We start from the raw sequence: 15360 nt of genomic DNA, 5'->3' as shown, positions 1-15360 counted from the left end.
GGTATTGGCTGAGCAACGCATCGGCCAGAACACGGAAGTCACTTTGCACTTTGCATTGCGCCTGGAGAACGGCGACACGGTCGACAGCACATTCGACAAAGCCCCGGCGACTTTCAAGGTCGGCGACGGCAACCTGCTGCCGGGTTTCGAAGCGGCATTGTTCGGCTTCAAGGCCGGCGACAAGCGTACGCTGACCGTCGAGCCGGAAAACGCCTTCGGCCAGCCGAACCCGCAAAACGTACAGATCATTCCGCGTTCGCAGTTCGTCGACATGGAACTGTCGCCGGGTTTGCTGGTGATCTTCAATGATGCGGCCAATACTGAGTTGCCGGGTGTGGTGAAAGCGTTCGACGACGCGCAGGTGACCATCGACTTCAACCATCCGCTCTCAGGCAAGACGCTGACCTTTGACGTCGAGATCATCAACGTCAAAGCGATCTGAGTACACAGCAGAACCACTGTGGGAGTGGGCTTTTGTGGTGAGGGGATTTATCCCCGATGGGGTGCGAAGCGCCCCCGAATCCGATCACCGCGATCCAGAGCCGGAAAGCGTTGACTGTTTTGACGATTGCTTCGCAATCGATCGGGGATAAATCCCCTCGCCACAACAGGCTCGCTCCCACAATGTTTTCAACCGTTTTCGCTATTTCTTGCGCGCAAGACACGAGGCACAGCATGCAAATCAAACTCGCCAACCCCCGTGGCTTCTGCGCCGGCGTGGACCGGGCGATCGAAATCGTCAACCGCGCCCTGGAAGTCTTCGGGCCGCCGATCTATGTGCGTCATGAAGTGGTGCACAACAAGTTCGTCGTCGAAGACCTGCGCAACCGTGGCGCGATCTTCGTCGAAGAACTGGATCAAGTGCCGGACGACGTCATCGTGATCTTCAGTGCCCACGGCGTTTCCCAGGCCGTGCGCAATGAAGCCGCCGGCCGTGGCCTGAAGGTATTCGACGCCACATGCCCGCTGGTGACCAAGGTGCACATCGAAGTCGCCAAATACAGCCGCGACGGTCGTGAATGCATCCTGATCGGCCACGCCGGCCACCCGGAAGTCGAAGGCACCATGGGCCAGTACGACGCCAGCAATGGCGGCGCGATCTACCTCGTCGAAGACGAAAAAGACGTGGCCGAACTGCAGGTGCGTAACCCGGAAAAACTGGCGTTCGTGACCCAGACCACCCTGTCGATGGACGACACCAGTCGCGTGATCGATGCCTTGCGCACACGTTTCCCGGCCATCGGTGGTCCGCGCAAGGACGACATCTGCTACGCCACGCAAAACCGTCAGGATGCGGTCAAGCAACTGGCTGACGAATGCGACGTGGTATTGGTGGTGGGCAGCCCGAACAGCTCCAACTCCAATCGCCTGCGTGAACTGGCCGAACGCATGGCCACGCCGGCCTACCTGATCGACGGCGCCGAAGACCTGCAGAAAAGCTGGTTCGATGGCGTTGAGCGCATCGGCATCACCGCCGGAGCCTCCGCGCCGGAAGTGTTGGTTCGCGGCGTGATCCAGCAGTTGCAGGCATGGGGCGCGACGGGTGCCGATGAGCTGGCCGGCCGCGAAGAGAACATCACCTTCTCGATGCCGAAAGAGCTGCGCGTCCGCTCGATCTGACGTTCTTCGTCTTCAGGCACAGCGCCTGCTCAGCCTTTGCGCTGGTCAGGCGCACCCGACCGGTTGCCGCCAGCACCACCTGGAGCTGGCTGACCGGCTCGCGTGCCGAGCAGATATGTAGCGTCCCCGCCTGAAACGCCCGCCCGGGCATCAGCGGTTGTCCCAGACTGCTGAAACGCACATAACGACTGACCGCCCAATTGCCGACGATCGGTATTCGTCCGTCACTCGCCTGTTCCACCAGCAGCGGATTGCTGCTGTCCTGCGGCCCCTTGCCGTTGAGATCCAGGATGATCCGCCAGCCCTGACTCCAGTCGCCACCGATGCCATGGATTACCACACTCTGATTGCGGGTGATGGCCAGGGTGCGGGCGTTGCGAATGCCCTCGAGCAGCGACCGCGCTGCCTGCTCGCGATGAGTCGCCTCGGTGAACGCGGCGAACGCCGGACTGACCAGTGACAGAACAATTGCGCCAATCGCCAGTCCCATAAGCAATTCGATCAGGCTGAAACCCTGTTGCGGCATGACGACTCCCTCCGTGGAGCATGAAGCCCGGCACGATCCTTTTCGCCGCGCAGGGCAAATCAACCGACGCAGGCCGGTTGAATGTTCTAGTTTGTAGAAGCAGGTATAGCCGACGGCAACGGAGGGCATCGATGGATCATCGTACAAAAGGTTTCACGCTGCCCGAGTTGTTGGCTGCGGTCGCCGTGTTGGTGATCCTCATCACCCTGGCGGTGCCGGGTTTCACCCGCTCGATCCAGAGCAGCAAGGCCGATACGGAAATGGGCGACCTGCAGCGTGCCATCAACTTCGCGCGGCTGGAGGCGATTGATCGCGGCGTGACCACACGCTTGCGCCCGAGCGCCGGCGGCAGCGTGTGGACCGGCGAATTGTCGGTCTACGACGGTACTGGCACTGCGGCCAATGTATTGCGGGTTGTTCCAGCGATGAGCAGCGGCGCGACTCTGACGCTACCCTCAGGAGTGTCCGCACTGGATTTCAATAATCTGGGTGGCCTGGCGGCGCCGTCGACAGCGGTGGTCATCAGTTACGTGCTGGGAACGCAAAGCAGGACGCTGAACGTGTGTCTGAACGGACGAATTCAATCGGGTGGAAGTTGCGGATGAGGGCAGGGAGCACACAGGCACAGGAAGGCATGTCGCTGATCGAAGTGCTGGTCGCGTTGCTGATTCTGACGGTCGGGATATTGGGCGCAGCCGCCGTGCAACTCAATGCGCTGAAATACACTGACAGTTCACGGATGACCAGTCAGGCCAGTTTTATCGCCTACGACATGATGGACCGCATCCGCGCCAACGCTGCCGCCGACTACACGGTGACGCCGCCGACCTCGGGCAATCTCGGTGTAGCCCGCGATCAGGATCTTTACGACTTCACCACCAACATCGTCAATTTCGGCGGGCCCACCGCCACGGGCACGATCACCCTCAATCAGCGGGTGTACACCATCACCATCAACTGGAATGACTCGCGGGCCGCGAATGCCACCGGCACCACACGCAGCTTCGTCCTGACCAGTCGCGCCACGGTCGACCCGGTGGCCACGCCATGAAGCATGATCAGCGGGGGTTCGGCCTGATCGAAATGCTCATCGCGTTGGCGCTTGGGCTGATCATCGTACTGGGGGTGGTGCAGACGTTCCTTGCAGCCAAAAACACTTACGTCAGCCAGAACACCGCCGCTGCGATGCAGGAAGACGCGCGTTTTGTCCTGAGCAAGATGATCCAGGAACTGCGCATGGTCGGCATGTTTGGCTGCCTGGGCACGATTACTGACGCGAGTTCGGCAGGGGATTTCTACGCGGCGCAGGTTACGCCGATCAACTGGGACAACAGCAACCTCAAGCTGACCCTGGTCACCGCCGATGTTGGCGGCAGTGGCGGCACACCGACCTGGACGGTGCTCTCCGATTGCCGCAACAGCGCCACGGCCTATACCGGGTTGCGGGCGGCGGCGAGCGGGCAGATCGCTTTTCCGATCCGCCGCTTGATCTACAGCTTCAGCAACAACCAGATTCTCATGGGCACCGGCAGCGGCACCCCGACCCAACAGGTCCTGGTGAATAACGTCAGTGCCTTTAATGTGACCTTCGGCCTGGCCGCGTCCGCCACCGACGTCGCGGCTTCCTCCTACAGCGCCAACCCCAGCGATCCGGCGCGTATTCGCAGTGTGCGCCTGAGCCTGACCCTCACCGACCCGAACAATCGGGTGGCCAATCAAACCTTCAACGTGGTTGCCGCGTTGCGCAACCGCTTGCAGTGAGGGCCGGGCTGATGAACGTTGCATTCAACCAGCGGCAAAACCAGCGCGGAATGGCGCTGCTGGTCAGTCTGGTGTTCCTGTTGCTGTTGACCTTGATCGGGCTGTCCTCGATGCAGAGCGCCAACCTGCAGGAGAAAATGGCCGGCAGCGTCAGCCTGCGCAATCAGTCGTTCCAGACCGCCGAGGCTGCGCTGCGTATCGGCGAGAGTGCGGTGCAGCTCGACAGTTACTCGCTGGCGGTGTGTGCCAATACCACGCAGTGTGCGCCGCCAGCAGAGTCCTCGGTGGTCAGTGCGGCGGGGCTCAATTCGACTTCCGGCGTAACGTGGGTCGCAGCCGGTAACGGCTTTTATGGTGTACAGAACATCGGTACCACTCTGACGGCGGTCAACGTGCCGAGCAACACGTCAGCGACCCTGTATCGGGTTACGGCAGTCGGCATTGCCGGTACGTCGCGCAGTGTGGTGGAGAGTGTCTATGCGAAGTATTGAGCGCTGCCGGACACTGTTGACGGGCATGCTGCTGGGCTTGTATCTGGCGGCGCCGGCGTATGCGTTCACGCCGTCCGATTCGCCACTCTTGAGCGCAGCGGCGGTGCCGCCCAACGTGATGTTGCTGATCGACGATTCCGGCAGTATGAACAGCATCATTTACGCTGCAGGATTCGACCCGAACGTCACGCGCACCCCGGCCCGGCAGTGCAATGCGTTCCTTGGCCTGTGTTCGGCATTGAATGCGCCCGCGATTACCGGCGATCCGGTGTTTTTATCGAACCTGCCGACATCCGGTTGTTCCGGCGGCGCCTTCGCCTTCTACAACAACAGCATTGCACCGCTGTGCCTGAAACTGCCTGATCCGGTAGGCGGCGGCAATACGCGCTACACGGGGGATTACATTTCTTATGTGGTCAGTCTGGCGATCAACAGTGGCACCCGCGACTTCACCACCGGGGCGATTCCCAACGACTACCGGATCAACGTTGCGCGTAACGTGTCCACCGCCCTGGTCACCAGCAACCGTAACTTGCGCATGGGCCTGTCGACCTTCAACCCGGTCACCAACAACAATCCGGGGAATGGTGGCTACATCGCCCGCTCCATCAGCGACCTGTCTCCGGTGTCCGGCAGCGTGACCCAGGCGCAGGCCGACACCAACTACAACGCGCTGATTTCCTCGATTAACGCTTTAGGTGCCGTGGCCAACACGCCGCTCGCGGAAACCTACTACGAAATCACCCGCTACATGCGCGGCATGGCGCCGTACTACAACAGCACGCCGACGACTTACACCAGTCCGATCCAGTACCGCTGCCAGAAAAACTACGGCGTGGTCATCACCGACGGTTTGCCGACTTACGACCGCACCTTCCCGAGCAATGATCCTTTGGGTGGCAGTCGTCTGCCGAACTGGGACGGCATCAACAATGACGGCAACAACCTCAATGGCGATAACGAGGGTGACACGCTGTATCTGGATGACATTGCCAAATTCGCCTTCGACATCGACATGCGTTCGACGGGGACCGACGCTGCCGGCAAAAGCTGGAACGCGGTGGATTTTCCCAAGCAGAACATGAATACCTACACCGTCGGTTTTACCGCCGACAACGACATGCTCTCGGACGCTGCCAGCTACGGGCAGGGCCGCTATTACCAGGCGACCGACAGCACCGGTCTCAACACCGCGTTGTCTTCGGCGTTGAGCGATATCACCTCCAAGGCCGGTTCCGGCGGCGCGGGAGTCACCAGCGGCACCACGCTGGCCAGTGGCACCAGTTATTTCCAGACCAGCTACGACCCCAAGGACTGGCGTGGCACGATCAAGTCATTCGGCTTCACTTCGGCGGGCGCGGTGAACACCTCGGCGGCCCTGTGGACCACCGATACCACTATCGTCCCGGGCGCGACCGCACCGACCTATCAATCGTGGAACACCAGCAGCAACGCCGCCGTGACGCTGGCCTACGGCAACTTTTCCGCGACCCAACAGACGGCGCTCAGTCAGAGCCTGCCCACCGGCATCAGCGGCAGCGATCTGGTGGAGTGGAGCAAGGGCACCAACAAGACCGGGCTCAAGGTGCGCAGCGTATTGCTCGGCGACATCATCAACTCGCCACTGGTGCTGGCTTCGCCCAGTGATAAAACCGCCTCCGACCTGTCGGGCGACACCACTTACACCACGTACCTGACCACCAAAGCAGCGAACATGAATTCGAGTCTGGTGGTGAATGCCAACGACGGGTTCGTCAACGTGATCAACTCGGCCAACGGCACTCGACGTTATGCCTACATGCCGTCCAGCGTGTTGTCGTCGCTACGGCTGATTGCCGATCCGGCGTACATCAATGGTGTCAGCCACAAGTTTCTGGTGGACGGTCAGGTCGGTGTGTATGACGCGCAAATCAACAGCGCCTGGAAAACCCTGGCCATCGGCGGCACCGGTGCTGGCGGCAAGACTTTCTACGCGCTGCAACTGTTCGACGCGTCTGCGGGCAATGTGCTCAATGCCTTGTGGGAAGTCAGCGCACCCGCCACAGCGAACACAGCCAACGCATTTAATGATCTGGGTTATGCCTACGCGCGGCCGGAAGTGGCACGCTTGGCCGATGGTCGCTGGGCGGCGTTCATTGCCAATGGTTATGGCAGCAACTCCGGAGTGGCGGCTTTGTATGTGCTGGATGTGCGTGACGGTTCGTTGATCAGGAAGATCGTTATCGACAGCACCGAGACCACCAATGGTCTGTCGTCGGTCAAGCTCAAGGTCAATTCTTCGAACGTGGTGCAGGCCGCCTATGGCGGTGATTTGAAAGGGCACCTGTGGAAATTCGATCTGAGCGCGACGTCGACCGACAGCTGGGGCGTGGCGTTTTCCGGCAAACCACTGTTCACCACGGCGGGCGGGGCGACTCAGCCGATCACCGCGCAGCCGCTGCTGGCGGACAATTCGCTGGGGGGCAAACAGATCTTCGTCGGCACCGGAAAATTCAACGAGACCGCCGACAAGACCAACAAGGATTTGCAGGCGTTCTACTCGGTGTGGGATGCCGACGGCGGTTCCGGACAGTTGACGGTCAGCAGTCTGCAGGCGCAGGCGGTGACCGGCGTGTTCTCCGGCAGCACCGGGCAGTTCATCACTACCAGCCAGAACGACACGACCTATCCGGGGGAGAAGGGCTGGTATCTGCCTTTGGTGTACAACAATGTGCTGACTGGCGAGCGGGTGATCAATCAGGCCAGTCTGGTGCTCGGACGCATCGTGTTTACCACCGCCAGTGTCGACACCACGGACCCTTGTGCCAGTTTCGGTACCGGCAAACTGGTCGAACTCGATGCGTTCAGCGGTAAGATGCTCAACTACGCGGTGCTCGACACCAGTTCCGATGGCGTGGTCGACAGCAACGACACGATCTCCAGTGGCGTAGTGTTCACCGGCGGGATTCCGACCCTGAACGCTATCGTCAATGGCGCGACGCGCAAGATCGTCAACGATTCCAGTGGCACCGTGACCACGCTGGTGGAAAAACCCGGTGGCGGCAGCCGTCGTATCATGTGGCGACAAATACAGTAAGTGAGAGTTTGAGGCATGCGCAGATTCAACCGGGGCTTCACCCTGATCGAAATCATGATCGTGATTGCGATCATCGGGATCATCATCACCATCGCCGCACCGAGCTACACCGAGTACCTGAAAAAGGGCCGGCGCGCCGAAGTGGTGTCGCTGCTTTCGGAACAGGCGCAGATCCTCGAGCGCTTTTACACCAAAAACAACGTCTACACCGGCATCACCGGTCTGAGCACGGGCAATGATTTCTACACCATCACCCCGACGATCGCTGACCAGACCTTCCTGCTGACCGCCACCCGCAAGGCCGGTACGACCATGGCGACCGACAAGTGCGGTGATTTCACCCTGACCAACACCGGCGTCAGAAGCATGAACAACGCTACCACCGGGCTGACCACCAAGGATTGCTGGGGCCGCTGAGGTAACTTCTTACGGGCGCCTCTTTGCGCCCGCTGTCTTTATTACGGTTGGATCAAACATGACCAGGCAACAGCAAGTGGTGATTGTCGGTGGCGGGGTGATTGGCCTGCTGACCGCCTACAACCTCGCCTCCGAAGTGCGCAGCGTGGTGCTGCTGGATCGCTCGAACGTCGGCCAGGAATCGTCCTGGGCCGGTGGCGGCATCGTTTCCCCGCTGTACCCGTGGCGCTACAGCCCGGCCGTCACTGCGCTGGCGCATTGGTCACAGGATTTTTATCCACAGCTGGGCGAGCGGCTGTTTGCCGATACCGGAGTTGATCCCGAAGTGCACACCACCGGCCTGTACTGGCTGGATCTGGAAGATGAAACCGAAGCACTGGCCTGGGCCGAGCGGGAAAACCGTCCGCTGCGGGCTGTGGATATCTCGGCAGTGCACGACGCGGTGCCGGTGCTGGGTGGCGGGTTCGCCCGGGCGATCTACATGGCCGATGTGGCCAACGTGCGTAACCCACGGCTGGTGAAGTCGCTGAAAGCCGCTTTGCTGGCGCTACCGAACGTGACGATTCACGAGCAATGCGAAGTCAGCGGGTTTGTTCGCGAAGGCGAGCGAGTGATTGGCGTCGAGACCTCCAAGGGCCTGATCCGCGGCGAGCAGATCGTGCTGACGGCCGGGGCATGGAGCGGTGATCTGCTCAAGACATTGGATCTGACGCTCCCGGTCGAGCCGGTCAAGGGCCAGATGATTCTCTACAAGTGTGCAGCGGATTTCCTGCCGAGCATGGTGCTGGCCAAGGGACGTTATGCGATTCCGCGTCGCGACGGGCACATTCTGATCGGCAGCACGCTGGAGCACGAAGGCTTCGACAAGACCCCGACCGAGGTCGCGCTGGAGAGCCTCAAGGCTTCGGCAGTCGAGTTGCTGCCGGCGCTGGCGGAGGCCGAAGTGGTGGGGCATTGGGCCGGTTTGCGCCCGGGCTCGCCGGAGGGTATTCCGTATATCGGCCGGGTGCCGGGGTTTGACGGTTTGTGGCTGAACTGCGGGCATTACCGCAACGGCCTGGTGCTGGCGCCGGCGTCGTGTCAGTTGTTTGCCGATGTGATGCTCGGGCGTACGCCGATTATCGATCCTGCGCCGTATGCGCCTGAAGGTCGCATTTAAGGCAAAAGCAAAAGATCGCAGCCTGCGGCAGCTCCTGCATTGGAATGCATTTCCTGTAGGAGCTGCCGCAGGCTGCGATCTTTTAACGAATCAATCCAGACCGAGTTTCTTCAGCCGATAGCGCATCGAGCGAAATGACAGACTCAAGCGCTGCGCCGCTGCCGTGCGATTCCAGCGGGTTTCCTCCAACGCCTGCAGGATCAGCTTGCGCTCGACGTTCTCCAGATAATCCTCAAGGTTGTCGATCCGGGTAAGATCGGCGATGCCGCCCTCGACCGCGCAATTACCTTCGCTGAGGCGTAAGTCTGCCGCCTCTATCAACTGGTTTTCACACAGCGTGTGCGCCCGTTCGAGGACGTTTTCCAGCTCTCGCACATTCCCCGGGAAGCGGTAACTCTTCAGCGCCTCAAGCGCCTGTGGGTGCAGGCGGGCCGCCGCTCGACCGCTGCCTGCCGCCAGACGCTGGAGCATGTGCGCAGCCAATACCTGAATGTCATCGCGCCGTTCGCGCAGGGACGGCACGCGCAGTTCGATCACGTTCAAGCGGTAATACAGGTCCTGGCGAAAGCGCCCGGCGGCGACCTCGGCCTCGAGATCCTTGTGGGTAGCACAGAGAATGCGCACATCGACCACCGCTTCCTGCTGGCCGCCGACACTGCGCACGGCTTTCTCTTGAATCGCCCGCAGCAGTTTGACCTGCATCGCCAGCGGCAGGTCCGCCACCTCGTCGAGAAACAGGGTGCCGCCGTGGGCGGCCTGGAACAGCCCGGGTTTGTCCTCGACCGCGCCGGTGAAGCTGCCCTTGCGATGGCCGAAAAACTCGCTTTCCATCAGCTCGGACGGAATCGCCCCGCAATTGACCGGCACAAATGGCTTGCTGGCGCGCGGTCCCTGTTCGTGGATCAGCCGTGCGACCAGTTCTTTGCCGCTGCCCGACTCTCCGCTGATGTAGACCGGCGCCTGACTGCGCGCCAGCTTGTCGATCTGTTTGCGCAGATCGCGCATGGGCAGCGAGTCGCCGAGCAGGCGCCGATCTATCGACGTGCCGGCGCCGCCCACCGCCGGCATGCGCAACGCGGTGCTGACCAGTTCACGCAAGCGCGTCAGATCAACCGGCTTGGTGAGGAAGTCGAAGGCGCCGGCCTTCAACGCATTGATCGCGGTTTCCAGGCTGCCATACGCGGTGATCATCGCCACCGGCAGTTGTGGATGACGTTGCTGGATGTGCTGCACCAGGTCCAGCCCCGTGCCGTCGGGCAGGCGCATGTCGGTCAGGCACAGGTCGAACGCATTGCATTGCAACAGCGCCTGGGCTTCGCCGAGGTTGCGAGCACTGAAGGTGTCGAGTTTCATCCGTCCCAGGGTGATTTCCAGGAGTTCGCGGATATCCGGCTCGTCGTCGACGATGAGGATTTTTTGCCGTGGGCTCGTGTTCAACTTTGTTTCCGTCCGTGAGCAAAGGTGATGCGAAAGCAGCCGCCGCCTTGGCGTGGTTTGAAGTCTAGGCGCGCCTGATTGCTTTCGCACAGCTCACGGGACAGATAAAGCCCAAGACCGGTGCCCTGGCTGCTGGTGGTGAAGAAGGGTTCGAACAGATGCGGTTGTTGATCAAGCGGCACACCGGGGCCATTGTCCTGGACTTCAAGCACCGCCAGCTGGCTCTCGGGGTCGATGAACAGCGCCAGCCAGACCTCGGCCTGCTCGTGCAGCAGGGCGCTGTGGCGCCAGCCGTTACGTAACAGATTGTCGAGAATCTGCGTGAGCTGATCCGGATCCATCAACGTGATGAAGTCCCCGGAATTGATCCGCAAATGAATCGACTGCCGCTCGCTCGCCTGTTCGCGGCTCTCGGCAACGAAGTGCTCCAGCCATGGCTTGAGATCCAGGCGCTGAGGGGCGCTCTGCTGGCGGCGCGACAGTTGCAGGACGTTTTCGATGACTCGGTTCATGCGCTGGGAGTGGTCTTGAATGATCTGCGTCAGACGCCGATCCGCACCATCGAGTTCCTCGGACTCGCCCAGCAGCTGCGCGGCGTGACTGATGGCGCCCAGTGGATTGCGGATTTCATGGGAGATGCCGGCGGTCAGGCGCCCGAGCGCGGCGAGCTTGAGTTGCTGGGCCTGCTGCGCGACTTGCGCCAGATCTTCGAGGAACACCAGGGTTTGCTGGTTGGGGCTCTGATCGAGGGCGATGAAGTTCGGTTGCAGTTCCAGGCCGTTGCCGGGAATCTTCAGACTCTGCGGGCGCAGGGTCGGGTTGCTCAGCCACAGTTGCAGGCGCTCGACCAATGCCGGCGAATAGTCGCTGATCAAATGGCCTTCAAGATGCGACTGGGCCAACAGCGTCTTCGCACTGTGGTTGGCCAGCTGTACCCGGCGCTGCTCGTCGAGCACCAGAATGCCGGTACGCATGCGTTGCAGAATCAGAGCGTTGAGGGCTTCAAGGCTGGTGACTTCGCTGGCGCGCTGTTCGGCGAGATTTTCGCTGACTTCCAGGCGCCGGATCAGGCCCTGGACCAGCAGCGATGCGGCAAAACACAAGGCGCCCAAGGTTCCGGCTTGCAGATAGTCATTGGCGCTCAGGGGATGGCTCAAGCTCAGCAGGAAGCTTGAGCCGACAATGCCAAGTGCGCCGATGGCGGCAATCAGCAGGCCAATGCGCCGGCGCAGCAAGGTGTTGCTGATCGCCACCGAGACAATCAGCAGGTTGCCGATCGCGCTGGCCACCCCGCCCGCCGCGTAGAACAAACCGCACAACAGCAGCACATCCACCAGCGCCAGACTGAACAACTGCGAGGGCCGCCGGGTATTTTCCAGAAACACCACCAGCAGGATGTTCAGCACCAGATACAACCAGCTGCCACTGCGCAGCAGATCGTCGTCGGCCGACGTCAGCAGGCGATTGTCCATATTGCTGGAGATCAGCAGCACCAGCGTGATGCCGACACTCAAACGGTAAAGATGATAAAGGCGCAGCAGGCGCTGCGCCTGTTTACGGTCGGCGTTGGCGGCCTCAGCGATCACTGGCACCCGGGCCTTGCTCAAGATGAGCCTGGCTGCAATACCATTGTTGCTGAAGGTTCAGCGCGCGGTCGCGGGGCAGATGCACGCCGCAGTGGGCGCAGCGCACCATCGGTGCGGCGTCTTGCTCGCGGGGCGATTGAGCAGACGAGGCGGGCGCCTTGAATTTGCGCCACAGCCATACCGCGGCGAAAATCAGGACAATCCAGAACAGTAAACGAAGCATGATGGGCGGCTTTTCGGCTAATGATTCGGCAGTTTAGCCAAGGAGCCGGCAGGCGCACAGACTATTAACGCGCCGCCACAAAAAAGGGAGATCCGCAGATCTCCCTTTTCATGTAACCGATGTGATCAGTCGAACACGCCGAAGGTCATGTAGCTGAACCACGAACGATCTTCGTTGTTGCCTTCGGCTTCATGACGCTCTTCCTCGATCACGTCGCCGTTTTCGTCTTTAGGCTTGAGCTCGTTCGGGATCGCGTCTTTCGCGTCCTGGAACTGTTTCTGCACGTCCTGGTTGGCGCGGGTTTCTCCCGGCGGCAGCGGTGGACGCGACTCGATCAGGCCCAAAGTCGCCTTGCTCAGGAACGAGCGGTTGTCGGCTTCGGCAACCGATGGCACGAACTGACCGTCCTGCAGACTCGGATGATTCGGGTAGTTGAGTTTCAGGGTTTCCAGACTGGTAGCGGCCAGTTCGTCCAGGTGCAGACGCTGGTAAGCCTCGGTCATCACCGCCAGGCCGTCGCCGACCGATGGAGTTTCCTGGAAGTTTTCCACTACATAACGGCCACGGTTGGCGGCAGCGACGTAGGCCTGACGGGTCAGGTAGTAGTCGGCTACGTGGATTTCGTAGGCGGCCAGCAGGTTGCGCAGGTAGATCATGCGCTGCTTGGCGTCCGGCGCGTAGCGGCTGTTCGGGTAGCGGCTGGTCAGTTGGGCGAACTCGTTGTACGAGTCGCGGGCAGCGCCAGGGTCACGCTTGGTCATGTCCAGCGGCAGGAAGCGCGCCAGCAGGCCGACGTCCTGGTCGAACGAGGTCAGGCCCTTGAGGTAATAGGCATAGTCCACGTTCGGGTGCTGTGGGTGCAAACGGATAAAACGTTCGGCGGCGGACTTGGCAGCTTCCGGCTCGGCGTTTTTATAGTTGGCATAAATCAGTTCAAGCTGTGCCTGATCCGCGTAGCGACCGAACGGATAACGCGACTCCAGAGCCTTCAGCTTGGCCGTGGCGCTGGTGTAGCTGTTGTTGTCCAGGTCGGTCTGAGCCTGCTGGTACAGCTCGGCTTCGCTCAGGTTTTCGTCGACGACTTCCTTCGATGAGCAAGCAGCGGTCAATGCGAGGATGGCGATCAGCAGCAGGTGTTTCACTTGCATGGCGGCTTGCGTCCCTATGACGGCCGCTGTCTTGGGCGGGGCCGTCCTGTTATGATGAGCGCCCCGTTGAAAAGCCTCGGGGCAAAAGACGCCGTATTTAACCACAAGCGCGCAGCCGAAACCAAAGGCTGTGCCGACGCCCAGTCAGAGCATGTCCGATAAAATTGAACTTCGCGCAGAGGTGCCGTCCGATTTGGGCGGCCAACGCCTCGATCAAGTCGCCGCCCAACTCTTCGCTGAGCACTCACGCTCGCGCCTTTCCGCCTGGATCAAAGAAGGTCGCCTGACTGTGGACGGGGCGGTCATCCGCCCGCGCGACATCGTGCATGGCGGTGCCGTCCTTGAGCTGACTGCCGAGCAGGAAGCCCAGGGCGAGTGGATCGCCCAGGACATCGAGCTCGACATCGTCTATGAAGACGACGACATCCTGGTGATCAACAAGCCTGCGGGCCTGGTGGTGCACCCGGCTGCCGGCCACGCCGATGGCACCTTGCTCAATGCCTTGCTGCACCACGTGCCGGACATCATCAATGTCCCGCGTGCCGGTATCGTGCATCGGCTGGACAAGGACACCACCGGTCTGATGGTGGTGGCCAAGACCATTCAGGCGCAGACCAAGCTCGTTGCCCAGCTGCAGAGCCGCAGCGTCAGCCGGATCTACGAGTGCATCGTGATCGGTGTGGTGACCGCCGGGGGCAAGATCAACGCCCCGATCGGTCGCCATGGTCAGCAGCGCCAGCGCATGGCGGTGATGGAGGGCGGCAAGCCGGCTGTCAGTCACTACCGCGTGCTGGAGCGTTTCCGGTCCCACACGCACGTGCGGGTCAAGCTGGAAACCGGCCGGACCCACCAGATCCGTGTGCACATGGCGCACATCAACTTCCCGTTGGTCGGCGACCCGGCGTACGGCGGGCGTTTCCGCATTCCGCCGGCGGCGAACCCGACCATGGTCGAGTCGCTCAAGCACTTCCCGCGTCAGGCGCTGCACGCGCGTTTCCTTGAGCTGGATCATCCGACCACCGGTGAACGCATGAGCTGGGAATCGCCGTTGCCGGAAGATTTCGTCTGGCTGCTGACCTTGCTCAAGCAGGATCGCGAGGCCTTCGTCGGATGAACTGGCTGACGCCGGACTGGCCTGCGCCGGCCAGCGTCAGGGCCTGTGTCACCACCCGCGAGGGAGGTGTCAGCGAGGCGCCGTTTGACAGCCTCAATCTGGGCGATCATGTCGATGATCGCCCGGACGCAGTCGCCGAGAATCGTCGGCGTCTGACCGAACATTTCTCTATAAAGCCTGCCTGGTTGCAGCAAGTGCACGGCATTGTCGTGGCTCATGCTGAGCCGGACGTGGTGGCCACCGCCGATGCCAGTTGGACGGCAACTCCCGGGATTGCCTGCACGGCGATGACCGCAGATTGTCTGCCGGCATTGTTCTGCAACCGTGCCGGCACTCGCGTCGCGGCGGCTCACGCCGGTTGGCGCGGGTTGGCGGCCGGCGTACTGGAAGCCACCCTCGATCATCTCGACACCGCTGCGGCGGACGTGCTGGTCTGGCTCGGCCCGGCCATCGGCCCGAAAGCCTTTGAGGTCGGCCCGGAAGTACGCGAAGTCTTCGTCAAGCAACTGCCGGAAGCGGCAGCCGCCTTCGTGCCCAGCCGCAATGCTGGCAAGTTCATGGCTGACATCTATCTGCTGGCGCGCCTGCGTCTGGCGGCCAAAGGTGTCACGGCGGTTTATGGTGGCGGTTTCTGCACGGTGACCGATCCGCGCTTCTTTTCTTACCGCCGTGCGTCGCGCACGGGGCGCTTTGCCTCACTTGTCTGGCTCACCCGCTAAGCTTGTCTGATCTACATCAATCTCCCGACGCTTGAATCTCCCAGAATCGACCGCATCTACAGTGGTATCTGGCAGGTTTCTTT

Annotated in this window: 16 protein-coding genes; 11 read left to right on the top strand and 5 right to left on the bottom strand. The window is 61.3% G+C overall.

All coding sequences use genetic code 11. From position 1 onward, the window contains the following. Positions 1–4 precede the first annotated feature (4 nt). Positions 5–442, top strand: a complete 438-nt coding sequence (gene fkpB, locus ACTJKS_RS05155) for an FKBP-type peptidyl-prolyl cis-trans isomerase (protein ID WP_198758350.1) — start codon at positions 5–7, stop codon at positions 440–442. Positions 443–675: 233 nt separating this feature from the next. Further along, positions 676–1620, top strand: a complete 945-nt coding sequence (ispH, locus tag ACTJKS_RS05150; RefSeq protein WP_086792860.1) for a 4-hydroxy-3-methylbut-2-enyl diphosphate reductase — start codon at positions 676–678, stop codon at positions 1618–1620. On the opposite strand, the gene ACTJKS_RS05145 is transcribed toward ispH, so the two are convergent. Continuing rightward, the gene (locus ACTJKS_RS05145; RefSeq protein ID WP_198758332.1) at positions 1577–2146 is read right to left on the bottom strand and encodes a GspH/FimT family pseudopilin; all 570 of its coding nucleotides are present in this window, start codon (positions 2144–2146) and stop codon (positions 1577–1579) included. The two genes, ispH and ACTJKS_RS05145, sit on opposite strands and share 44 nt — an antisense overlap. Positions 2147–2277: 131 nt before the next feature. Here ACTJKS_RS05145 and ACTJKS_RS05140 point away from each other — a divergent pair, with 131 nt between their 5' ends. From ACTJKS_RS05140 to thiO, 7 genes are read left to right on the top strand one after another with little or no spacing between them, the layout of a single operon-like run. Further along, complete coding sequence (locus ACTJKS_RS05140) at positions 2278–2751, top strand: GspH/FimT family pseudopilin (protein ID WP_041065311.1); 474 nt, start codon at positions 2278–2280, stop codon at positions 2749–2751. Continuing rightward, complete coding sequence (gene pilV / locus ACTJKS_RS05135) at positions 2748–3197, top strand: type IV pilus modification protein PilV (protein ID WP_041065314.1); 450 nt, start codon at positions 2748–2750, stop codon at positions 3195–3197. The genes ACTJKS_RS05140 and pilV overlap by 4 nt, the downstream gene beginning before the upstream one ends. Next, a complete protein-coding gene (locus tag ACTJKS_RS05130) occupies positions 3194–3907 on the top strand; it encodes a PilW family protein (RefSeq protein WP_041065317.1) in 714 nt (237 codons plus the stop codon). The genes pilV and ACTJKS_RS05130 overlap by 4 nt, the downstream gene beginning before the upstream one ends. 11 nt (positions 3908–3918) lie before the next feature. Beyond that, positions 3919–4398: a pilus assembly PilX family protein gene (locus ACTJKS_RS05125; protein WP_108183843.1), complete on the top strand. Its 480-nt coding sequence runs from the start codon at positions 3919–3921 to the stop codon at positions 4396–4398. Beyond that, a complete protein-coding gene (locus ACTJKS_RS05120) occupies positions 4385–7474 on the top strand; it encodes a pilus assembly protein (protein ID WP_262948098.1) in 3090 nt (1029 codons plus the stop codon). The genes ACTJKS_RS05125 and ACTJKS_RS05120 overlap by 14 nt, the downstream gene beginning before the upstream one ends. 15 nt (positions 7475–7489) lie before the next feature. After that, positions 7490–7891, top strand: coding sequence for a type IV pilin protein (locus ACTJKS_RS05115; protein ID WP_041065326.1), 402 nt, complete (start codon positions 7490–7492; stop codon positions 7889–7891). A 58-nt stretch (positions 7892–7949) separates the two neighbouring features. Beyond that, the gene (thiO, locus tag ACTJKS_RS05110; protein ID WP_262948097.1) at positions 7950–9050 is read left to right on the top strand and encodes a glycine oxidase ThiO; all 1101 of its coding nucleotides are present in this window, start codon (positions 7950–7952) and stop codon (positions 9048–9050) included. Between the two features lie 90 nt (positions 9051–9140). Here thiO and ACTJKS_RS05105 read toward each other — a convergent pair whose 3' ends face one another. From ACTJKS_RS05105 to ACTJKS_RS05090, 4 genes are all read right to left on the bottom strand, one after another. After that, positions 9141–10487: a sigma-54-dependent transcriptional regulator gene (locus ACTJKS_RS05105; protein ID WP_262948096.1), complete on the bottom strand. Its 1347-nt coding sequence runs from the start codon at positions 10485–10487 to the stop codon at positions 9141–9143. Continuing rightward, positions 10484–12073, bottom strand: coding sequence for a sensor histidine kinase (locus ACTJKS_RS05100; RefSeq protein WP_047296636.1), 1590 nt, complete (start codon positions 12071–12073; stop codon positions 10484–10486). The genes ACTJKS_RS05105 and ACTJKS_RS05100 overlap by 4 nt, the downstream gene beginning before the upstream one ends. After that, on the bottom strand, positions 12063–12296 hold the full coding sequence (locus ACTJKS_RS05095; protein WP_027612810.1) for a PP0621 family protein: 234 nt from the start codon (positions 12294–12296) through the stop codon (positions 12063–12065). The genes ACTJKS_RS05100 and ACTJKS_RS05095 overlap by 11 nt, the downstream gene beginning before the upstream one ends. Positions 12297–12421: 125 nt before the next feature. Further along, positions 12422–13444, bottom strand: a complete 1023-nt coding sequence (locus tag ACTJKS_RS05090; RefSeq protein ID WP_041065336.1) for an outer membrane protein assembly factor BamD — start codon at positions 13442–13444, stop codon at positions 12422–12424. A 151-nt stretch (positions 13445–13595) separates the two neighbouring features. Here ACTJKS_RS05090 and rluD point away from each other — a divergent pair, with 151 nt between their 5' ends. After that, positions 13596–14558 (top strand): 23S rRNA pseudouridine(1911/1915/1917) synthase RluD, encoded by a 963-nt coding sequence (gene rluD, locus ACTJKS_RS05085; RefSeq protein WP_047296633.1) that lies wholly within the window; start codon positions 13596–13598, stop codon positions 14556–14558. Next, a complete protein-coding gene (pgeF, locus tag ACTJKS_RS05080; protein WP_108183839.1) occupies positions 14555–15277 on the top strand; it encodes a peptidoglycan editing factor PgeF in 723 nt (240 codons plus the stop codon). Before rluD ends, pgeF begins: the two co-directional genes overlap by 4 nt. Positions 15278–15360: the final 83 nt, after the last annotated feature.

It is taken from the genome of Pseudomonas sp. 22189, assembly GCF_052045635.1.
Taxonomy (GTDB): Bacteria; Pseudomonadota; Gammaproteobacteria; order Pseudomonadales; family Pseudomonadaceae; genus Aquipseudomonas; species Aquipseudomonas parakoreensis.
The sequence above is the reverse complement of the archived record's forward strand: the minus strand, read 5'-3'. Positions and strand labels throughout refer to the sequence as shown.

What these genes read in the sequence shown, in the direction of transcription:
- ispH (WP_086792860.1), top strand. Translation starts at nt 676, where the DNA reads ATGCAAATCAAACTCGCCAACCCCCGTGGCTTCTGCGCCGGCGTGGAC.
- ACTJKS_RS05145 (WP_198758332.1), bottom strand. Translation starts at nt 2,146, where the DNA reads ATGCCGCAACAGGGTTTCAGCCTGATCGAATTGCTTATGGGACTGGCG.
- ACTJKS_RS05140 (WP_041065311.1), top strand. Translation starts at nt 2,278, where the DNA reads ATGGATCATCGTACAAAAGGTTTCACGCTGCCCGAGTTGTTGGCTGCG.
- pilV (WP_041065314.1), top strand. Translation starts at nt 2,748, where the DNA reads ATGAGGGCAGGGAGCACACAGGCACAGGAAGGCATGTCGCTGATCGAA.
- ACTJKS_RS05130 (WP_041065317.1), top strand. Translation starts at nt 3,194, where the DNA reads ATGAAGCATGATCAGCGGGGGTTCGGCCTGATCGAAATGCTCATCGCG.
- ACTJKS_RS05125 (WP_108183843.1), top strand. Translation starts at nt 3,919, where the DNA reads ATGAACGTTGCATTCAACCAGCGGCAAAACCAGCGCGGAATGGCGCTG.
- ACTJKS_RS05120 (WP_262948098.1), top strand. Translation starts at nt 4,385, where the DNA reads ATGCGAAGTATTGAGCGCTGCCGGACACTGTTGACGGGCATGCTGCTG.
- ACTJKS_RS05115 (WP_041065326.1), top strand. Translation starts at nt 7,490, where the DNA reads ATGCGCAGATTCAACCGGGGCTTCACCCTGATCGAAATCATGATCGTG.
- thiO (WP_262948097.1), top strand. Translation starts at nt 7,950, where the DNA reads ATGACCAGGCAACAGCAAGTGGTGATTGTCGGTGGCGGGGTGATTGGC.
- ACTJKS_RS05095 (WP_027612810.1), bottom strand. Translation starts at nt 12,296, where the DNA reads ATGCTTCGTTTACTGTTCTGGATTGTCCTGATTTTCGCCGCGGTATGG.
- ACTJKS_RS05090 (WP_041065336.1), bottom strand. Translation starts at nt 13,444, where the DNA reads ATGCAAGTGAAACACCTGCTGCTGATCGCCATCCTCGCATTGACCGCT.
- rluD (WP_047296633.1), top strand. Translation starts at nt 13,596, where the DNA reads ATGTCCGATAAAATTGAACTTCGCGCAGAGGTGCCGTCCGATTTGGGC.
- pgeF (WP_108183839.1), top strand. Translation starts at nt 14,555, where the DNA reads ATGAACTGGCTGACGCCGGACTGGCCTGCGCCGGCCAGCGTCAGGGCC.